The 23,279-nt window shown below is 39.3% G+C and carries 6 protein-coding genes (1 of these 6 only partly in view); 5 read left to right on the top strand and 1 reads right to left on the bottom strand.

Going from position 1 to position 23,279, the window contains the following annotated elements:
- The first annotated feature begins 190 nt into the window (after positions 1 to 190).
- Genes DS737_RS04195 through DS737_RS04175 form a run of 5 tightly spaced genes read left to right on the top strand, consistent with a single transcriptional unit; the run spans position 191 to position 8,215 of the window.
- Complete coding sequence (locus DS737_RS04195) at positions 191 to 1,558, top strand: TolC family protein (RefSeq protein ID WP_113996846.1); 1,368 nt, start codon at positions 191 to 193, stop codon at positions 1,556 to 1,558.
- Positions 1,548 to 3,242, top strand: coding sequence for an efflux RND transporter periplasmic adaptor subunit (locus DS737_RS04190; RefSeq protein WP_113996845.1), 1,695 nt, complete (start codon positions 1,548 to 1,550; stop codon positions 3,240 to 3,242). Before DS737_RS04195 ends, DS737_RS04190 begins: the two co-directional genes overlap by 11 nt.
- A gap of 4 nt (positions 3,243 to 3,246) precedes the next feature.
- Entirely contained in the window at positions 3,247 to 5,415 is a 2,169-nt protein-coding gene (locus DS737_RS04185) for a site-2 protease family protein (protein WP_113996844.1), read from the top strand.
- On the top strand, positions 5,408 to 7,408 hold the full coding sequence (locus tag DS737_RS04180) for a preprotein translocase subunit SecA (protein ID WP_113996843.1): 2,001 nt from the start codon (positions 5,408 to 5,410) through the stop codon (positions 7,406 to 7,408). The genes DS737_RS04185 and DS737_RS04180 overlap by 8 nt, the downstream gene beginning before the upstream one ends.
- Positions 7,409 to 8,215 (top strand): efflux RND transporter periplasmic adaptor subunit, encoded by an 807-nt coding sequence (locus DS737_RS04175; protein WP_113996842.1) that lies wholly within the window; start codon positions 7,409 to 7,411, stop codon positions 8,213 to 8,215.
- A 296-nt stretch (positions 8,216 to 8,511) separates the two neighbouring features.
- Here DS737_RS04175 and DS737_RS16210 read toward each other — a convergent pair whose 3' ends face one another.
- On the bottom strand, positions 8,512 to 23,279 hold the end of the coding sequence (locus tag DS737_RS16210; protein WP_113996841.1) for a tandem-95 repeat protein. It continues 19,894 nt past the right edge of the window; 14,768 of the gene's 34,662 nt are visible here — the last part of the coding sequence; the start codon falls outside the window, past its right edge — the gene reads right to left on this strand; the stop codon is at positions 8,512 to 8,514.

Here is a 23,279-nt window from a genome sequence, read left to right as displayed (position 1 = left end):
AGTACTTAGCAAGAAAATTTAAATTAACTTTTAAATATTCCACTATTGGTAACTATTCAAATTTAAAAACAGTAGCATCAATATATACATTTTAACAGATGACTCGTTCTGACAAAGACAAACTATGATCCCCTCTACCAACTTAATCTTTTTTATGCAATAATTACAAAAACATACAATTCATTACATCATGAATAAAAAACGCTTTCTTTCTACACAAAAAGTTATCTGTGCTGTGCTAACAACTCTGCTTACACAACAAGTGATCGCAGATGATTTATTTACACTTTTTTATAAAGCGAAACTTCACTCTCCTCATCTACCTTTGGCGAATGCTCAAAAAGAGATCGCTAAACAAAAAGTAAATCAAGCTCTAGCAAGCAAAGACGCAAAGATTAATTTTGTTGGTCAAGAGAAGATGGGACAAAATAAACGTTCTGGGCAACCTGAAACAGATTATCGTGTACGTAATTATGCTGTACAATTTTCTGTGCCGATCTATAACAAAATACAGGATGAAGCCATTTCAACGGCTCATATTGGAGAGCAAATTGCGCTAGAACAATTTCAGGTCAGTTATAATGAGCTATTACAGAATGTTGTAGAGCAATATTTTAAGATACTGAGTTTAAAGTCGAGACTTGAACTTATACAGCAGCAAAAAAACCTTGTTTTAGAACAAAAACAAATGGCCAATGCAAACTTTACTCAAGGTATGGTATCTATTACTGACCTAAAAGAGGCCGAAGCCAAGTTTTCCACACTACAAAGCCAAGAAAGCAGCATCAATTTTGAAATCCATAAGGAACAAAGTATTTTAGCTGAACTGATAGGTACAGACGAATTCACCTTTGCTAAAAATAGCATTCCATTAGAGAATCTTCCTAAACTGTCTTATGCTGATCAATCCCACTATAACCAATCATTACTGACCAAGAATCATCAAATTAGAATTTCGGAACTAAACTTAAAAATATCCCAAAATGAAATCAAACAGTCTAAAGCAGAAAAATATCCTGTACTCAATTTTTCTGCAAAGTTAAGTCGAAATTTTGACTCCCAAGATTCGGCCTTTACTAGCAAACAAGACGGTCTAGATTATCTATATGGCTTTGAGTTAAATATTCCGATGTATAATGCTGAAAACTCTTACAAAATTAAAGAGCAAAGAGCGACATTAGAGAAGAATAAGAATGAACTTCTGCTCACTACCCAAAAGCAAAAAGCTCAAATGTTAGATAATTTTTACAGTACGCTGTCCTCTATTTCAAAAACAAATGGAATGCAGGATGCTGAATCTTCCTCTCAAAAAGCATGGCTGGCCAATAAACGTGCTTATGAAGTTGGAATGCGTGTTAATGCTGAAGTCCTTGAAGCACAAACCAAATATTTTGAGGCTAGGCAAGAACGTCTTATTGCATGGTATGAGGCATGGCAAAATTACATCAAATTAAAAATAACGACTGGGACATTAATTGAACAAGAAATTGTAGATATTGATCGAATTTTTTATACACCCCCTCCCTTTCACAAATTAAGTTATCGTCATGTTAAATAATAATATTCATAATTTCCCAAATGCGATTCAAGTTTGGCTGATCAACTTAAAACGTCTAAATGTCAATGTATTGGATATTTGTTTTGAGAATTTAATTGATCTTGGCAGTCATAGTTTCCAAGACACTGATTTAAATGAATTATGGATTTCAATAAAAACACAATTGTCTACAGAGAAGCCTGTCGTTATCCAAAAAAGTGAGCAAGGCTATTTAATTGGATATTTATTAACAAACTCAAGTTCTTCATCCTTAATCGGTTTATCCATATCGCCTCCGATCAGTGAAATTACCCTTGAACTGATACGAACCAGCATGGGATGGCTTTTTTATGAACAGCAAAATCATAAACTCAAACATGCTTTTCAAGCGAAGCAGCTTTTAGAGATTTTTGCCCATGTGATGAATCAATCACAATTTAGGGTCGCTGCTCAAGAATGGGTAAACCAAACTACAACCTACCTTCGTCAATACTATCCACAATATCAGAATATTCAACTCAGTTATTTATTGGTCAATGATAGTAAAAAACTAAAATGGATCGTGTCTTCTGAATTGTCTTGGACTGAAAAGGGATCGGTTGATATGCAAAAAATCAACGAAGTCGCCTTACAAGCCTTATTTCTCCAGCATGAATTACAAGAGTACCATTGGTTCGCCTACCCTATTTTCCATCAAGATAACATTCAAGCTATTTTAGTTGCCAAAGACCGTTATTTTGAACAACAAAACTTAGATCCAGAACTGAGATTATATTTAAAAAGCAATATTGACTTAATTCATCCTTTACTTTGGCACTGGCATCAAGCAGAACAAGGTTTACTGCAACATAGTGTTAAATCTGGAAAAGCTTTTTTTAACAAATATAATTCTGAGGGCAACTATACTTGGAAAATTCTGACCACTCTTTTGATTCTATTTTTAATCTGTATTACGTTAATTCCTGTCGATAAGCTAGTGACGGCAAACCTGAATGTTGAAGGGAAAACTCGTTGGATTATTTCAGCCCCTACACAAGGTTTCATCCAAAAAGTATGGGTTCGTCCTGGTGATCAGGTCAAGAAAGATCAAGATTTAATTCAATTGGATGATACCGATTTAAAAATACAAATTGCTGAACAACAAAGTTTACTTGATCAGGCACAACATCAATTCCGTGTCGCCATGGCAGAGCAAAATTTAACGGAGAGTGGTTTAGCAGCAAACCAAATTAAACAACAAGAAGTAAAAATTCAGACATTACAACGTAAGGTCAACCAAACCAAAGTCACTGCCCCTTTAGCAGGCACAATTATTGATGGCGATTGGATACAACAAATTGGTACGCCTATAGAAGATGGGAAAGAGCTTTTCCAAATTGCTTCACAAGATGCCTATAAAGTGATTTTACATGTGGCAGATAAGGATATTCAATTTATTCAAAAAAATCAGGATGGTGTTATCAAACTGACAGGATTACCTGACCAGACGTTCCCAATTCGTATTACTCATATTACGCCTGTTGCTTCAGTGCAAAATAATGTCAATGGTTTTAAAGTCGAAGCAGCATGGTTAAACTCACCTCCTGCTTTAACACCCGGTATGCAAGGTATAGGTAAAATCACGGTAGGTAAAACTAATCTACTATTTCGTTGGTCAAGAGATTTCATTAATTGGATGAAATTGAAAATTTGGTCAAATTGGTAAAACAATGCAAAGCTTGTTTTCAGAACATTGGCATATTGTTCGCCATCTAAAACCCCAATTACGGCAAAATATTGAGGTTTTGCCTCGAATATTGCGAGGTAAAGCCTGGTTCTTATTATACGAACCAATGTCGCAACGTTTTGTTCGAGTGAATCCAGAGACATGGTATGTCATTACTTTATTTGATGGACAATCCAATGTTGAACAAATATGGGATAAAGCTGCTGAATATATTGAACAACAAAATATTAATTTAAATCAACAATATCGTGCGATTAGTCAGAATGAGTTAGTGCAATTACTCACCCAACTCTATAACAATGATTTATTACAGACCGAAGTCTCTTTTGATGCCGAAGAAATGTTTAAACGGTTTAAGAAGCATAAATTTAATAAATTCAAACAATCATTCTTAAATCCTATCAGTATCAAAATTCCGTTGATTTATCCTGATGCTTTTTTTAATCGGTTTAAAGGTTTAGCCCAATCCATCTTTAGTATCTGGGGGCTGCTCATTTGGATTGTCATTGTTTTTCCAGCTTTATTACTCCTTGCAGAACACTGGCAAAGTTTGACTAGTAATCTGTCAGATCGAGTGCTATCAACCAGTAATCTTTTCATTCTCTGGCTGACTTATCCTATTGTAAAACTGATTCACGAATTTGCTCATGGTTTAGCCATCAAAGCATGGCATGGTAACGTTCGGGAAATGGGATTGATGTTTATCTTATTTATTCCGATTCCTTATGTTGATGCAACTTCTTCTTATCACTTTATTTCTAAATGGCAAAGAATTGCAGTATCTATTGCAGGAATACTCACTGAATTGCTACTGGGTGCAATTGCGATTTATCTTTGGGTTTCCACCGAATCTGGGTTGGTTCATGCTTTCGCTTATAACGTGATTTTTATCGCTACTGTTTCAACTGTATTGGTGAATGGCAATCCATTAATGCGTTATGATGGTTATTATATTTTGTCCGATCTACTTGAAATTCCTAATCTAGCAGGTCGAGCAACCAAATATTGGGTTTATTTATCAGACCGTTATCTTTTGGGGGCAAAAACAGCACAACCACCTTATGCCGCCGAGAATGAGCGGTTTTGGCTGATCAGTTATGGTTTTTTCTCACCTATTTACCGTATTTTAATTATGGTGGGTCTCATCTGGTTTGTTGCACAAAAATATTTTTTCTTTGGTGTCTTACTTGCGATGATCTCTGGCTTTATGGTGATCATTTTGCCTTTATATAAAGGGGTTAAGCACATTTATCAAGGAGCAACTTTGTCCAAATATCGTGATCAAGCCATTCAACGTTTTTGGTGGATCATCGCAGTGTGTCTTTTTATGCTGTGTATCCTACCATTTCCTTATTATAGTACCCAGCAAGCCATTGTATGGTTACCTGAAACATCCATGATTCGAGCCAATGAGTCAGGACATATCCAATCTATTGATTTTAAAAATCCTCATATTGAGCAGAACCAGACACTTTTTCATCTTTCAAATCCTGATCTGATGGAAAAGTACGAATTACAAAAATTACAAGTTGAAGAGTTAGAGTATAAACTCAGACAAGCCTCATTAGATGACCTAGCACAGCGTAAAAAATTAGAATATCAACAGCAAGGTGCTTTGCAGCAACTCCAGCAATACCAATATAAAATTAAACAGCTACAGATTCAAAGTCCCATTACTGGTCAATGGTTCACAAAAGATAGTATTGCTTTAAATCAACGTTATTATAAACGTGGTGATATTATTGGTTATGTCATTGATCAACCTGCAACAATCGTACGTAGCGCCGTTTTACAACAAGACTATGATTTAATTCAACATCGTTTAAAAGGCATCGAAATCCGCTTTAAGAATCATTTTAATGTCATTTATACAGGTACAATTATTCGAAGTACGCCACAAACCCAGAAGAAATTATTATCTCCTGCTTTGGGGAGTCAAGCAGGTGGCAATATTACCGTTGATCCAAATGATCAAGAAGGGATGACAACTTTACAATATTATTTTGATTTGGATATTCAATTATCTCAACCTTTAGATTCATCTGTATTTGGCGATGTCGCTTATGTACGTTATGACTTAGGTTATTCTCCATTGGCATGGCAATGGACAAGAAAATTGCGCCAATTATTCTTGGAGCAGTTTTATGTCTAATTTACGTGTTATTCAAAATCTTGCATTACGTTCTTTTCAGTTATCCAATGTTGCTAGAGAAGAACAAAAAGATCAAGAATTGCATAAATTTGAAATCTTCTTTGCCAATTTATTAGGCTGGATTCCTGCAAAAAAGATTTCTAGACGACATATTCAAAAATTTGCTCAAGTGATCGCTGGTCATAAAGGACGTTTACAAGAACTTGAGCAGCTCCAACTCGTTCAAGAATTTCAACATGCTATTCATTTATTATCCACTGAATCTCAGCATGATCAATCTATTGCAATTGTATTTGCTTGCGTGGGCGAAGCAATTTCTCGTGTCTTTAATATCTATCCACATCCTGTACAGTTTATGGGAGCATATATTTTATTGACAGGTCGCCTAGCAGAAATGCCTACAGGTGAAGGAAAAACATTGGTTGCTGGAATAGCTGCAACCATTATGGCAGCAACAGGTAATTTTGTGCATGTTCTTACCACCAATGCTTATCTTGCACAACGTGATGAGGAAGAACTCCGTCCTTTGTTTCAGTTTTTTCAATTGAATAGTGCTGCAATTTATGGAGAAATGGAAATCCCCGAACGTAAAGACAAATATCATCAACAGATCTGTTATGTGAGTGCCAACGAGATTGTTTTCGATTATTTAAAAGATCATATTTCTGGCAAAGGAACACAGCCTAGACAAATTGAAAATCTTCATTCTTTGGCGACTGGGCAAGTTTCGGAAGATACAATGATTGTTCCCGCTCTACATTTCTGTATTGTTGATGAAGCAGATAGTGTCTTCATTGATGAAGCTCAAACCCCCATGGTGATTTCGCAAGAAGCGGAAGGGCTTATTGAAGCTGCAATTATCCATTGGGCGATTGAACAGGCAAGGCAGCTAAAACCAGAAGTTGATTTTACCATGCTAGAAGCTGAGCATCATATTGATATTGAACGCATACCTATAGATAAAGAAGTCCCCCTACCTCAAGATGTACGCCCAATCTGGTATAACCATGCATGGAAAATGCTACTCATTAAACAGGCTTTGACCGCCCTACACCTTTACCATAAAGACCAGCATTATATTATTCAGGACAATAAAATTCAGATTGTAGATGAATCCACAGGTCGGATTATGGCTGACCGCTCATGGGAACAAGGTTTACATCAATTGATAGAAGCAAAAGAAAATGTTGAGTTGACCAAAGGACGAGATACATTAGCTCGAATGACCTTTCAGCGTTTTTTTAGACGATATTTACTATTATCTGGCTTAACTGGAACTGGGCTAGAAGTTTCACGAGAACTCTGGATGATCTATCGTTTAAAAGTTTGTCAGATTCCTCCAAATATTCCCTCAAAACGCAAACAGTTTAAACATCGTTATTTTAAAAGCAACCATGAAAAATACACGGCGATTGCACAACATGCCAAAGCAATCGCTGATGCCAAACGTTCAGTTCTTGTAGGCACACGTAGCATTGAAGCATCAGAGGCTATTTCAGCAGCCCTGACCCAACTGGATATTGAGCATATCGTGTTAAATGCACGACAAGATGCACAGGAAGCAGCCATTATTGCTGAAGCAGGTCATAGTGGAAAAATCACCGTTGCCACCAATATGGCAGGTCGTGGTACAGATATTAAATTACGTCCAGAAACCAAACAAGTAGGCGGACTGCATGTTGTTTTGACCGAGTTTCATGAATCAGCACGAATTGATCGACAACTCTATGGTCGAGCTGGCCGTCAGGGAGATCAAGGCTCTTGTGTAGCTTATGTATCAGGTGAAGATCAACTCATGCAACAAAATATTCAATGGTGGATTTACTTACTCGATCTTACCCCTATTGTTTGGTTACAGCATTATTTCTTAACATCCGCAGTAAAATCTATGCAGAAAAAGTGTCAGAAACGAGCTTACCGTAACCGTATTGCCATGTTTAAACAAGATAAAAAATTAAATTCTCAAATTGGTTTTGCAGGAAAAATTTATTAAATGAAATATTCCCTCCTCTTTATCGCTACCGTCACTTATTCGGCACCTGCCCTTGCAGAAACACTCAGTTTTGCCTGTATGGTACAGCCTGCACAAATTGTGGAAATACGGAGTCCTATTACAGGTATTTTACAAAGTATTCCTGTAAAGGCAGGCAGTCAGATTAAAAAAGGTCAGGTGCTGGCACAAATAGAATCTAGTGTAGAAAAGTCCGCAAGCCAAACCGCCTACTATCGCACCCAGTTACGTGGTTCTGCCAATACCGCACGTTCTAAAATCGAACATGCGGAAAGCAAGGTACAACGTATGAAACAGTTACTGGCTGAAAATTTTGTATCCCGTCAGGCATATGATGATGCTTATAGTGAGTTACAACAGGCTCGGTCTGAACTACAAACCGCACAGGAAAGTATTAAGCAAGCTGAATATGAGTATAAACAGAGTCAGGCCGACTTAAACCGTAGAACAATTTATAGCCCATTTAATGGCGTGGTTATACAACAGTATATTTATGCTGGTAGTTTGGTTAATCCAACTGAAGGAAAAAATCCGATTTTAAAGATTGCCCAAACTGATCAGTTTAAAATCAATGCGATTATTCCTTTAAAGTACTTTAATACAATTAAAAAAGGTCAAAAAGTAAAGATTGTTCCAGAAACACCTTTTGAGAAGTTTGCAGCCATTATTCAACTGGATCATGTCGATCAAGTCATTGATGCCAGTTCTGGAACATTTAGTACAGGTGCAACCATAAAAAGTAATAGCGTAAAATTCCCTAGCGGGATTCGTTGTAAGATGTATTTATAGAAATACAACTTACAATGGGGTAATTATTTTTCTAAAATTTTTTAACTAATTCGTTTCTGGTATGGGAGAATTACCCACGCGCATAGCAGTGCTCAATAAATTTACTGAATTAGGTCGACCTCATACCCAAGTTGTGCCTTGAATTTGATAGGGTTAGGTGAAATCAGCCTTTGAAATGTTTGTGCAACAAAGCCTATCCCAAATATAGAATAATGAGGACATTTTCTATTCCTTTTAAGATTATTAAGCTAAAAAAATAAGGTAGAGATGAATCACTCATCCCTACCTTTGTTTATTTAAAACAATTGTTTCCAATGCTGCTGTGCGGTTTGCTCCAAAGCCTTTAACCATGCATCGGATTGTTCTTCCTGACGTAGCATAATCAAGTCCTTATCCTCATCTTTTGGAATGATGTTCAACTCTAACTGGGTTGAAAGCAATGGAATTGAGCATGCCCACTGAGCTTTGACTGTTAAGGAAACAGACGGAAGTTGATTTACCCATGTGGAGACAAAACCATTGACCAATTGCCATGGATTAACACATGCCTGACCATCTAACATCTTAATTGCAATATCAGTGGTTGTACTTGCACTACTCTGGTTACTTTGTTCAATTGCTGTGGCTTTCACCTGTATGGTCATATCCTGATTTCGACTACTTGCAAAGCGTAACTGGGTCCAGTCCCAAGCACTGATATCTATCCACTGCTGAGTTGAACTCACTGTGACGTAGTTGGTTCCATCGGTGAGTACTGTGCCCTGATTAAAACCTGTCAATTCCAGCTTGATACGCTCCGAGCCATCCTGATCATTACTATGTGCCGCCATAATTGGCAAGTAAGTGGTTTGCCCAACCATGGCGTAGACCTGATTCGCTGTCGAGGTATACGTTTCCGTCAAACGAATATTGCTGATAAAGGCGCTTCGTCCACTGATGTTGCTTTCAATCTGGAAGCGAATGGTTCTGTTACGACCATTACCATCAAAGACAACTTGATATTGCTGCCAATTCAAGGCGGTTAGACCACTCACCGCATCAAATACTGCAATTTGTTGTCCATCTACATAAACCCCTAGACGCCCCAAATTCGCAGCTTGCCCTAATAGACCTGCCATATCAAAACTCAGTGTATAGGTTGTACCGCTGACCGTATTTACTTGACGCTCTATTGCAGTTTGTTGATACAGCGTATCTTTACCATCATTTAAGCGAATCCACGCATTTGAATTCGATCCTTGCAGGCTAATGATTTGACCATTGGTATTCCTGATCTGATCGCCTGAATGCCATACTTCAAAAGCATCCAGCTTGAGCAACTGGTCTTTCTGAGTTGTCCAGCCATCCAGACTCCAGCCATATACCACTGTTGCATTTTTATTCAGGATTGCATTATAAACACCGCCCCATTCTGTATGGAAAATCTCACGGCTGGTTAAGGCATTTTGCGCCTGTTGAGTTTCCAGACTCGGTGCATCGGCAACGGCTTCAATATATACCGTCAATTCATGGATTGCTGTCGCAATGCTGGCATTGGACTGTTCAATACTACTCGCCACCACTTGCAGTTTCAGTTCTCCACTAAAGTCTTTTGGTGGTGTGAACTGTAAGGTATTCAGGTTCCACGTTGTTATATCCGCAATGGTTTGCTGCTGCGTCACCATAAACTGGTGCATACCATCACTGAGTTGACTGCCTAATGGCAACCCTGCAATTGCAAGTTTCAGTTGCTCAGAACCATCCTTATCCTGTAACTGGGCTGCAATACTGGACAGTGGCATGCTCTGGTCTTCTTTGCCCTGATTCAGCGGTTTACTGGTTGATAAAGTAATATTATCAATCATGGCACCACGTCCACTTAAATGAGTCAGTGGAGCATCAATACGAATCTGAATATTTTGCAGTTTACCTGTACCCACAAAACCAAACTGAATATTTTGCCAGTTGAGCTGATCATTTGGGCTGGTGTTGGCATAAGTTGCAATACGTTTACCATCGACATAAATCCCAATTTGGGTAAAGCAGTCACTAAAGCCCAATCGTCCTGCATAGTCAAAACTGAGCTTATAGCTACGGCCTAATTCAGTTTGCACATTACGAGAGATGCCTAATGTTTGAGCCTGGAACAGACCAGCATCATTTAACTCTAACCAGTGATTGCCATTGCCAGTTTTGGCCTGAACTGTTTTGAGTTGACCATAGGCATTTTCCATACGGTCGCCATTGCTCCAGATTTCAAAACCATCTGTACCAAACAGGTTACAATCCAGTCCTGTCAATAACGTCCAGCCTTCAAATACATTTTGTTGTATAAGCGTTGAAGTCAAGTTAGGGTTTGATGCACTTTCCCAACTGGTCTGGAATAGAATTTCCTGATTACTACTTGAACCAATATTTAAGATTGGTTGATCTGCGACTGCTTCAATTTCTATATTGAGATAGGTTTGTTCACTATACAATTCCCCATCAAAGGCTTGATACCCAATCTGTGCATAAATCGCTTTTTGATTACCAACCCCTACTATCGCACTATCACTTGATTCATCCCTAAACGGAACAAAACGAATATATCCTAGATCAAACGCTGTTTGGCTAAAGCGTGTACCAACCTCTACAAGCTCCCATTGGTCATTACTAAATTGCTGTAATACCCCCGATTGAGGCAAGGCTGTAATTTCGATTTCCAAGGTATCACCATCAATATCACTGACTGCAAAATCAGACCATTTCAAGGTGAGTGCTTGATCTTCCAAACCTTGTACCGTTTGTGAAGTTGCAACTGGCGCATCATTTACTGAATTAATCGTAATAGATACCGTAACAGTCTGAGAGCTTAACTCCCCATCCGTTACATAGTAGCTAAATTGATCTGCGCCAAAGTAGTTTGCATTCGGTACATATTGATAACGACCATCAGTTAATCGTACAAGTTGACCATTTAATGGTTGAGTCACAATTACAGCAGTTAATACATCCCCATCTATATCTTGTGCTGTTGCCAATAAATCAATTGTTATGGTCGTATCTTCATCTGTCACAAACTGTTGTGCAATCAGAGTCGGAGCATCATTTACAGGATTTACATTGATAGAAACAGTCATGACCTGTGAATTTAATGCATTATCAGTGACATAGTAGCTAAAACTGTCTGTACCATGATAATTGGCATTTGGTACATATTGATAATGTCCATCAAGCAATCGTACAAGTTGCCCATGTGTAGGTTCATTCACAATAACTGCTGTTAAGGCATCACCATCTATATCATTTGCTGTTGCCAGTAAATCAATAATTACCGCTGTGTCTTCATCCGTCACAATGGTTTGTGCGGCCAAAGTCGGTGCATCATTCACAGCATTGATGGTGATAGATACACTGACCACTTGGGAATCCAGTTTTCCATCCGTTACATAGTAGCTAAAGCTGTCTGTACCGTAGTAATTCTCATTTGGAATGTATTGATAACGTCCATCTGCCAACTGCTCCAAGCGTCCATGTTGTGGTTGTGTCGTAAAGTGAGTGATTAGCACATCACCATCTTCATCATAGGCACTTGCCAATGGATCAAAGATAAGGTTTTGATCTTCATCAGTCATAATATCTTGAGCATTTAATACAGGTGCGGTATTTGATGCCAAGACATGGATACTAAAGGTATAAGGCTGTGAAGAATCTGTACCATCCGTTAAAACAACCGTAAATGTATCATCACCGACAAACTCTTTATCCACGAGGTAGATATATTGCCCCGTGCTTTCATCATAGCTGATGGTGCCATACTGTGGTTGTTGCGTGATTTGTACGGTAATTGGATTGTTTTCAACATCCTGAATATAGGCATCAAAATCCAATACCAATGGTTCACCTGCCACAATCTCCCAATTTGGTTGCTGACCAAATATAGGGGCATCATTTACAGGGTTGATTTCTAACTGTACTGTCGCAACCTTGGATTCCTGACCATCAACAGTGACAAAGTAGTAGCTAAACTGGTCTGTACCAAAATAGTTGGCATGCGGTACGTAGCTAAATTCACCATTGGCAAGTAACACCAACTCACCATGTTGTGGTGCAGTCACTAACACAACGTTTTCAATTGTCTTACCAATGAGTAAGTCATTGTTTAAAACATTACCTGTTACAGTGGTGTCTTCATCAAATTGATAGTTATCATTCACCGCTAAAGGTTCAGCCAATAAACGGATATTGCTTAATGTCACCGAACTATCCACAGCACCAAAACCAAGCAAATCAAAAGAGAGTAATACCTCTCGTCCTACTAATGCTTCATCAAGGTTAATAAAGAAGGTTTGGCTACCATCACTGTTAATGGCTCGCTCAATACCTTGGGCCAAATAGCTTTGACCATTCGCCTGTAGGTTAAACAATGCATCGGTATTGCTCAGGTCACTGACCTTAAACAGTGCCTCACCTGTATGTGCATCAAGTAAAGCCACCTCAAAGGCATCATCTGGACTATTGTTATAGTCAGTTAAATGTTGGTCTTTTACAGTAAAGGTAAGCACTCGATCTTGAGAACCAAGTTTAAAGGCTTGAGATAAGTTGGTGTGTTGATTCGTACTTTCTTTAAGTTGTAAATCCTGCCCTGAAACCTGAATTTCACCTTGTGTAAACCAATTTCCGTTCACATGATTTCCGTCAATCACGTCTTTGAATTGATCATTCAATAGATTTGGTGTTTGCCATGCTGCTGGCTGAACCGTTAAGGTTGAGTTCACCATTGGTGTATCATTATGGCGGTTCTTAAGGAAAGCTGCATCGGCTGCGCTTGGTAAACGTCTTTCACCTGTATCGAGTACACGAGTCATCACGTCATCTTGTAATTGTGGATCAAGTCCAAGTACATGCCCCAACTCGTGAATAAGTACAGTCAGTAAGTCCAGTTTGCCATGTGCTGCACTACTTTCTGCTGCTCTCATGCCTAGCGTATTGCCAAGTGTAAACTCGCTATGCTCTAGTGGTGTAGCATCAATAAACCAGCCCCAACCTGCGCCAGTTGCATCTAAAGTAATTTGCGCACCCTCAGTAATTGCAGCAATGTTTGTACCTAAATTTGCAATATGGAATTGTGCGCTATCTAAAACTTTTTGAGATGCACCTGCCTCAACCCAATAATTTTTAGCAATGGGTAAAAGAGCATCTATTTCTGCCTGAGTAATGGAGCTTGTAGAAGTTCCTTCTGAAGCGACTAATTGGAAATTCCCTGTATCAAAAACCACATGGAAACGTGGTGCCTCAATAATATTACCTTGTGCATCTTTTTTACCAAACAGCATTTCCCTTAAAAATGCTAAACGCTCGTCTCCATCAGGAAAATCGCCAGCAAGCCGTGGTCCTTGCCATTTTGCGTTTGGCACTCCATCTACAATAACTGTTGTATATTTATCCTTAACCTGTTGCATTTTAAAATATGGATCTTTTATCGCATTCAGAATATGTTTGTTAAACAAATCTAAATCCCTAGCGGTATTGAGTGAGTGTAGAATATCCACACTAGCATTCTGGTCTGATTTTAAACGATAAAGTTGATTATATAGATTATTAATATAAGCATGTCTTGCACCGTTGGCAAAACTATCTTCCATATAATTACCTATACTATCTTTTAAGCCAGAGAAAGTAAGGGAAGCTTTACGATCAACCATCACATCGCGGATTCCTCGTCCATCCCCAAAATCCCAAGTACGATAACCCTCAAACTTCACATAGTTATATACATTATTATTAAAACTACCATCAGCATTTTTAAAATTAGGATGTTCACCAACCAAAACATATTCATAATGTTCATTGTTTCCTATAGCTTTATCATATAAAGCATTTGGCGCACCTCGATCAAATTCAATTGATGGCAGCACATTATCATTTTTACCTTTATCATTACCTATTGCCCGTTTAACAATAGCAATACCACCTTCCCCTTGCTGAATTCCATTAAAAGCCTGATATACTCCAGCTTTATTGACATAGATATCAATGCTTCTTCCTTGAGAATCTTGTACTGGTCGTGTATTACCTGAACGAGTAACCAAACCTTCAGGTAATAAATTAGGTGAGGCATCTGCACAATTAGTGTTATGTACCCATAACCCTTGTTTCATAATAAAATAAGTATGGTGATCAGCTACTTCAAAGTTATAGACTTTCTGGCTAAATGCTTCAGTTAGGACATGAACTTCTTGATTATTTACAACAAATGGGCTTGGTGCATCACTTCCTAAAATTCCACATAACCCTGTTTTACCATATTCAAATAAATCAAAGTATTCAACATCGTCAATATCAAAACCTTTACGATTAGCATCCAGAATATTGCGAACATGATAACTACCAGCAACATTTGGAAGTGTGGTTTTACGTAAAGGATTAACCATAAGGACTAAAGCAACTGTTTCTGGGTTATGTGTTTCTATTACTTGACCTTGCTCAAGTTGATCTAACCGAGTCCACCCCAAACCTTTTACCCAAAATGGATGATTCGGGGTTGCAATAATACCGCTCAATTTACCTTTACGAGACAGTTGTAACAGCTTACCCTTATGGAGTTTTAAAATATCTGTATTTGCATTTATTTCAAAATACCATAAATCCCAAATTTCTTTATCTTCATAAGAAACCGTTCGTACGACAGGTTTATAACACAGCTCTCCCTCTCCACTTTCTGGCTTAGACAAAACCATATCACCTACTTTAATGTCTTGAATTGGAACTAGACCTTTATCTGTGATAATGCGAGTACCTGCTGGGAAACATCCACCCTTTTCAACTACTGAACGAAGATCTGCTGCACCTTTAGTTTCCATATCCTGAGCTAGTTGATATAACAAATCATCATCTATGCCATCGAAATGCCGTAATGTCATCGCATCATCTATAACCTTCTTATTAGAAGCATCATCTATTATTTTTTTATTAAGGGCGTCACCACTGTAACCTTCTTTAGCATATTTTGCTTCAAGGTATTTATAATCCCATAATGGCATGTCCATCTCTAAACTGGCAATCGCTTTTTTATCATAAACAGCATTACGTGCAGCATTAACAAAGGCATTACGAATATTTACTGCAATATGTGCCAAATTCTCCGAAGACATTGATGGATTATCTTTCTTCATCTTACTAATCAATGCTTCTATTTCCTTTGACTGATCTTCCAACCATTCTTTGGCTTCTTTTAAAACAAGCGTTCCAAATTTTGGTATATCAATAAGTTGGTTAGTAAGTGCAGATTTAAATTGCCCACCATCTCCTAAAATTAAACTCCGTCCAGTTGTATCTGCTTTAGTGAATAAGTATTTAGCATCTATATCTGCTCTTGGCGTCGGCATAACAATTTTATATTCAAGGCGATTTGTCTCAGTTGGTGTTTTCCACATCGTCTTGGCACCCAAGAATACTCGACCAGCTAAATGTAGACCTGCACCCACTATCATATCCATACCAACAGAAGTTAAGAGCGCATACTCATCATTATTCCCACCTTTACCACCTGTGACTTTATAAATATAAGCTTGTGTTGCAGTATCCACAGCAGCATATGCGACTGATTCTGCTAGCATTGCTTTAGCGCCTGCACCAAATCGTGCTTCTGCGGCTAAACCAATTCTGGCACCAAGAGCCATTGCTAAAGTTGAGCCAAAAGCATCTAATGATGCTGATTGACGCAAGTCACTATCACTTATCTCACCCTTTTCATTTCTCTTAAGCAATTCAGCATAACGCCCCACAAATCCCATTGTGGCGAAGTCCCAGCCATTATAAAGACCTGATTTTAAGTAATATAAGCCTGCATCCAATGCGCCAAAATCACCTGCCTTAATTTTCTTTTCAATCTCCACTTGTGAAATCCCCAATGCCCCCGTATAAACATTATCTTCCTTACCCAAATCATTATATGGACTCATAATAAATTTTAGATAGTCTTCATTACCAGTTGATTCTAGATGGGCTATCTGAGTTGTAGATGCATATGTGCCTATACCATAAATCCATGCAAACAAATCATTTGTTGAGTTGCCCTTAAGCATTTGTGGTGGTGCTATTTGTGTATACTTATTACCTTCTTTTTTCAAATCAAATGGTTTTGAAGTGTCTCCTTTATTTGTTTCATATGCAACTTCAGCCATTTCAATCAAAGCTGTTGCATTCCATACAAATAAATTTTTATTTAATCGTGTACCAGCGACACCACCATGACCATCATCAATATATTCATCCATCCATACATTGCCATATAGCATCCCATTCGCATCTATTGTTAATTGAGAGATAGAGCCTGGGACTAGCATAATTCCTAGACTAGCAAGTGGCGTTGTTGAACCAAGGAAAGTAGGTGAACCCTGTTTACCAAATGGATCTCGAATAATTCCAAGCTTACCCCCTGATTGCTTTCCTGCCCCAAAATTATTATCCCAATTCCAAAGTGGATCTTCCAATAGACTATAGTCATCAGCGACAATTGCATATTCTGTCGTAACACCTTTCTCATCCGTGTAGAGCACAATTACATTTCCAGCTGCTGATTGTACCTCCTGACGGAATTGGTTATAAGGCGAGTAACTTTTTTGTACTGCCGATAAAGAATGACTTTTTATAACTGCTCCACTTTCTAAAAGTTTACCTTTCTTATCTGTCTTTAAGGTAATAGTCGCTAAACCATTATTTCTATCACGAGTATTTGATAAAATAAACTCAGCGTTGCCTGTCCCTGAAGATATATACTGAGGTAATTTACCTTTAGTATTCGCATTAACTAAAAAGTCTTCTTCTTTTAACGTAACAACTTTTCCTGCATATTCGCCATCCTCATTTATATCATTAAGATCAACAATATAAACATCCCCCCCAGAAAGAGATGAACTATAGTTATATCTTGAATTTGCAGTTGGGGATGTTAAAGCTAAATAACTTCCATTATTAATCGCGGAATCCCAAAAACCATTTTTAGGTGTAAATCCTAAGTCAATAGTTTGCTGCTGCAATAAGAAATTATTATCTAGTGGATCAACATTAATTCTGATTAATCGCCCTGCACTACCTGAGAAATAACCACCAGTTGTGATATACAACCAGTTATTATCCATAACTAAAGATGATAAATTTTCTCCAGCACCAAACACCCCCAACTCATGTACAATTTCAAGGGTCTGAGTATCTAAAACTAGAATTTTATCACCAGTTAAAACATTACGACTAATAATGAAAGCAAGTGTTCCATCATTATTATAGGTGATTGGATCAGCAACATGCCCCTGCATTTTAATTGTTTTTTTAGCTTGATTATTACCAAGCTTATAATCCGTGATCGTTTTTACTAAACTCGTCGTATTTTTCACTTTATCGACGCGGAATATATCTATTGAGTTAGGTGTAGTAACTATTACATCCTCTGTACCAAGTTTCCATGCCTGAACAGGATTACTATCAACAGGTAGTCCTACAAGTTGTTGCCCTCCATCCGTAGTTGCTTTAGCAATCCGTTCGATATAGACAAGATGCATCGATAAAGCAACACCTTGTGGCAGATCAATTGTCACGGTTTCTTGATTAGACGATGTTGGATGAACGGTAAAACCTTGCCAAATTAATCCACGATCAGGATCAATATCATTATCAGTTGGTTTATCCAGTTGACTACCTCGTGGCATTAACCAAACTTTTACTTCAAAATTATTAGCCGATTGCCCTGCTGGAATAAGATTTTTAGCTGTAACTGATAATTTTCTATTCTCTGCCTCATATTTTAATTGAGTAATCACAGGTTCAGATGCAACAGAACTTGGTACATCAGGGAATGTAATTTCTGAATTTGCTAGCTTAAAGTCTTCTTTAGGAATTGCTTGCTTATATGCACCTGCAATCGTATAACTTAACATCACAGCAGGGCTTGCCATTGTCGCAAACAGCCCAACAGCAGAACCTAACAAATATGGATTTCCATAAACAGCTCCACCTATTGCCAGTGCAAGACTTGCGTTAGCAGCCCATATGTATCTTTCATAATGTACACCCCGAACCGTTGCTTCACCTGTTGTTGGGTCTACTTTTGAATATGATACTAAATATGAACCACTCCAGTTCGCACCGTCATAAGGAGGACTCGATGTTCTTGCAATACCATCCTCACCAACAAGACCATTATCGACGAGCCACCATGTCTCATGTTCAGAACCATCCACATCACGAATGATTCCTTTCTTAAAGAAGAAAACTTCCGTTCCAGCTTTTAGAGTTTCCACTTCACCTGTTTGTGGATTTCTAGCTTGTTGAGGTACTTTAATTGCAAGTTGCAATGGTAGCCCTGTTTTTTCATCTCCAACATCAATATCAAATGCAGCCAATGAAGTAAGCACATCTGGTGCAGGTAACGGCATATCTACATCATCTAATGACTTCGCCTTAATCGAAACTTCCGTCCCATCCTTAACAGAACCTGGCGCAACCATTAAGATGTTGCCTTGCTCATCCTGAACCACTGCACCTTTCTTGGCATCCACTACTGCTGAACCAATTTCAGGCTGTTGAATAATCAGGCTAAAGCTATATTGATGTCCTTTATTGATCACGGTAACTTGTGCAGTTCCCGCTGCTTTAGCATGAATCAAACCATCCGCACTAATCTCTGCAATACTGCTATCACTGATATAGTATTTTGTACCTGTTGATGCAGCCGAAACCTTGTTGCCATCAATATCTGTTACTTTAAGCTGACGCTCACCATTAAGCGGTAGAGTGACTGCTTTTGGATAGACATCGACTTCGAAGCCATTATCGTCCAGTTCTGGTTCATCACCATATAAACTCACCGAAATTGCATTCACCCCCTCAATACCACGGGCAGAAACATGAATCGTGGCAATACCTGCCTGTTTGGTTGTGATATTGCCCTGTGCATCTACAGTGAGCACATTCGAGTTATCACTCACAAACTGTAAATAGTCGGCAGTAAGAACAACACCATCTTCATCGGCAAAATCACCTGTGACATGCAAGGTTGCGCCGTTACCCAGTGCCAATGCAGCCAAACGCTCAATATGAATCAGTACCAGTTTGGCATCACTCACATAGACTTTCAGTTCAATCGGCTGCCCTTTGCTATAACCATCATCGGCTTGCAAGCTCACTGTTGCATAACCAGAAAAGCCTGCTTCTGGTTTAAAGCTGAGGTTTTTACCATTTGGCGAAAGTTGGGCAATACCATGGCTACTGCCTAAAATATTCCAGTAAACTGCATCTCCCTCACGATCTACCGCAATCTGTGCCAATGCACCACTGACTGATAAATCAGTATGGGTTTTCAAGACCTGTTTGCCTTGTTCTACAATATTGACTGGTGCCTGATTCGATTTCCAACCGTGGTTGGCATATAAAATTTGTAGGTCGGTATTATTAATAACACCATCACCATTCAGGTCAAATTGGCTTTGTCCTGCCTGTGCTTGCCACAAGGCACTGTCTAAACCATCAACATTACCATCATGGTTAAGGTCACCCACGATAGACAGGCGCACAGCAACTGTGCCTGCTCCCTGTACCGCCAACTGTTTAAAACCTGCCGAGGTAATACGAACAAGGGTCAGTGTTGTGTTACCTTGTCGTTGTTGTGACACAATGGTGGCATCCGCAACATCAATGTCCTGAACATTCCCCTGTGTTTCAATCGCAACTAAAACGGCGCCTGTTGCCCCCATTGCTTTAATGGTGGATGCCAATTCAGATTCACGTATTGCAAAGTCAAAGTATTGGGTTTGGTTATTGAGTTCACCTTGCCATTGTGGTGCGGACGGATTTTGATTCAGCCAATCGATACTTGCACCAAGATATGAGGTGGTATTTTCCAGACGGACTTCTCCTATAGCCGTGTAACTATAGCGTTGAACCACTTCTCCAGTAATCAAATTACGTACCATTTCAAGCTGGTTGGCATGGTTATATTGATACAATATGCTGATGGCTTTACCTTGGTTGTCCTGCCCAATAATCTGACTGATACGTCCCTGACTATCACGCTTAAACTCAATGCTTTGTGAGCTTTGTCCATTAACCAGAACAATATTATTTTGGCTAATTAGCCATTGTTCAGTATTGGCAAATGTCACAGATAGGACTTTACCTGTTTGATCTAATAGATAGTGTGTACCATCAGGTGCGGTTAAGTTGAAATAGCTCGGTACCCATGCCAACCCTGTACTTTCGTTATATAAGCTTTGTCCTTGCTGAATCAGGTTATCGATATGTAAATTCGTTGTAGTATGTGCAGTTAAGCTCCAGCCTTGGTCATTGCTAAATTGTGGTGTGAGTTGGCGAATACCAGTATCCATATCATTCACATATTGCGTGTGTAGATTCAGACTAAAGTTGAGGTATTGGGTTTGTGTTGCGGCTGTGCCTGTCAATCCCTGTGGAATTTGTAACCAGACTTTTGCTCCTGTTTGCCATGAAGCAAGCGTACCCACACTATTGATTAAACGCTGGTTATGGCTCAATTGGGTATCAAATAATGTACTTGTCCAGTTAGAGAAATCACCATTTACGCCTGTTGCAATTGAGCGAACCAAATCGAGCTGTTGTGAACCAAGTTTTAAACTTGCATCAACATTCGTTGCTTGATTCAATTGTTTTGTGCTGCTATTGATCTCGATATTGGCATACAGTTCCTCAACTCGACCCACCAGATCCCATGCGGTTAAGCGTAACTGATAGGCTCCGTTGGCAAGCAATGCAGGATCAAGCACAAAGATATCGACTGCCTGATTGTTATAAGCAGCTTTCAGCGACACATCCTGCAAGGTTTGCCATTGCAATACACCTGTACTGTTACGGGCGATTTCCAGCTTATAGCCCATAAGCTGCTGCTCTTTAATCAAGGCAGTCAGGTCAGTAGTGTTCTGAATCACAATTGGTGCTGTATTTAATGATGCACCGCCAAGCTGCCCTTGCCATACTAGAACTGGCGCAGTGTTATCTGCTGGATCTTTAACTCGGATAGTTTCCGTTCGTTGCTGGCTAAATCCATCAATATCAGTGGTGGTCGCACGGATTTCAATCAAACCAGGCAGCTGTCCTGTGAGTTTTATTCTTCCTGTAGAATCTAGCGTAACCGCTTGCCATTGGTCAGTACCTAAACCACTACCACGAACTTCAACCATAGTATTGGCAATCGCACTAAAACTAGCTGCCCGTACTGTTGCGGTGACGATTTGTCCTGCAACGACTGGGATTGCTGGTGTGGTTTCGATATGCAAGTCAGGTCGATAAGCATTCGCTTCTGCCACCACATTCAAGCTGATCGCTTGACGAACCGTATCATAGCCATCGGAAACTCGTGCATAGATCACAAACTTGCCGATCTGTCCTGCACTTGGTGTCCATGATAAACGTCCTGTGATTGCATCATAGCTTGCATCTTGTGGCAGTTGTTCAAAGCTAACAATTAAGCCTTGGGTTTGTGCCTGACCATCAGCGTCAGACACATAGATATTGCCATTTTTACTCAGGCTATTTTGGGCTGCTTTCACCACATCAAGCTGGAATTGCTGCCCGACCAATAAAGTACGGTTGCTGCTCTGAATGCTTGGGGTTTTATTCACATCAAGCACACGTACCTGTACCGTTTTAAGTACAGTGGCTTGACCATCTGTTACCATAAAGGTCAAGTCAAACGCTTTTTGATCATTCAGGTGGTTATCCACCATATTATTGTCTGGTGTCCATTCTACATAGCCTGTGATGGCATCAACATAAATACCTGTTGGGGTATTGGCATCATGGACGAGTTGATAACGCAAGGCATCATTATCCCCATCTTGTGCCAATAGGTTAAATGCAAGAGTTTCACCCTCATACACCAATTGTAATGGCACACTGGTAAATACAGGTTGTTGATTAACATTCGCAACCTGTATTTGAATATTACGATTCAGCTTGGCACTACCATCAGTTACAGTGACCGCAAAGTTATAGTGGCCTAACTGACTGTTACCCAAATTACCTTGTGCAGCAAACATCGATGGTAACCAGTTAAATACTAGTTGGCTTTGTCCATTGCCCAACGCTTGAGTAGTGATATTGACACCTTTTGGTAAGGCACTAAATGACCAGTACAGTTGATCCAGATCAGTATCCTTAACGGTCATACTCCATGTGAGTTGTTGCCCTTCCTGTGCTTGCAGGATAATTTGGTCCGCTTGTTGTACAACACTTCCCCCTTGTTGTACCTGAACATCCAGCAACTCTGGTGCAAGGTTACTTGCACGCACCACAATACGAATATCCTGCGCCACCACATTCGGCACAGCCACATAGTTTTCTGGTACAGCATAGCCCAGGTCTTTTGGTGGCAAGCCCTGATCTGATACCTGAACACTTAAATCATATTGTCCCAACTGGTTTGCTGTTGGTGTCCAAACGATTTCGGCATAACCATATTTAGTGCTTTGTACAAGCTGGGCGCCCGCAGGTAATCCCTGTACGATATAATTCAGGGTATCCTGATCCAGATCCGATACAGTAATTGGTACACGGATTTGCTGTCCAACCACGGCAACGTTTCGGGTAGGCACACTGAGGCTTGGTGCTTCACTATAGCTTCTTACAGTGACAACAAAGCTCTTGCGCTCTACCTGCACCTGATTGATGTCACCATCGCCATTATCCCGTGCTGTCACGGTAATAGTATAGTCGCCACGATGTCCTGCTTGCGGTGCAAAACGGATCACACCTTTAACATTGCTGCCAGACTGGGTTTGAGTATACGTTGCAAAGCTTGGTAGACCCTCGATTTGTAACTCAATTGGATTGCCATCTTTATCTGTTGCGGTCACTGGAATTTCAATCACAGCACCTTTATCCACAATCACACTTTCAAGGTTACCAATTTCTGGCATACGATTGGCATTGAGTACGTTAATGCTAAAGATTCGCTCTGTAGAAAGTGGCTGACCAGTACCATTACCGTCATCAGTCGCTACCACTCTAATCTTGTAGATACCTGCTTGTTGATAATTTGGATTCCAATAGATTTCCAGTGTGTCAGGGTCAAAGG

Origin of the sequence: Acinetobacter haemolyticus (assembly GCF_003323815.1) — a bacterium.
GTDB lineage: Bacteria > Pseudomonadota > Gammaproteobacteria > Pseudomonadales > Moraxellaceae > Acinetobacter > Acinetobacter haemolyticus.
The sequence above is the reverse complement of the archived record's forward strand: the minus strand, read 5'-3'. Positions and strand labels throughout refer to the sequence as shown.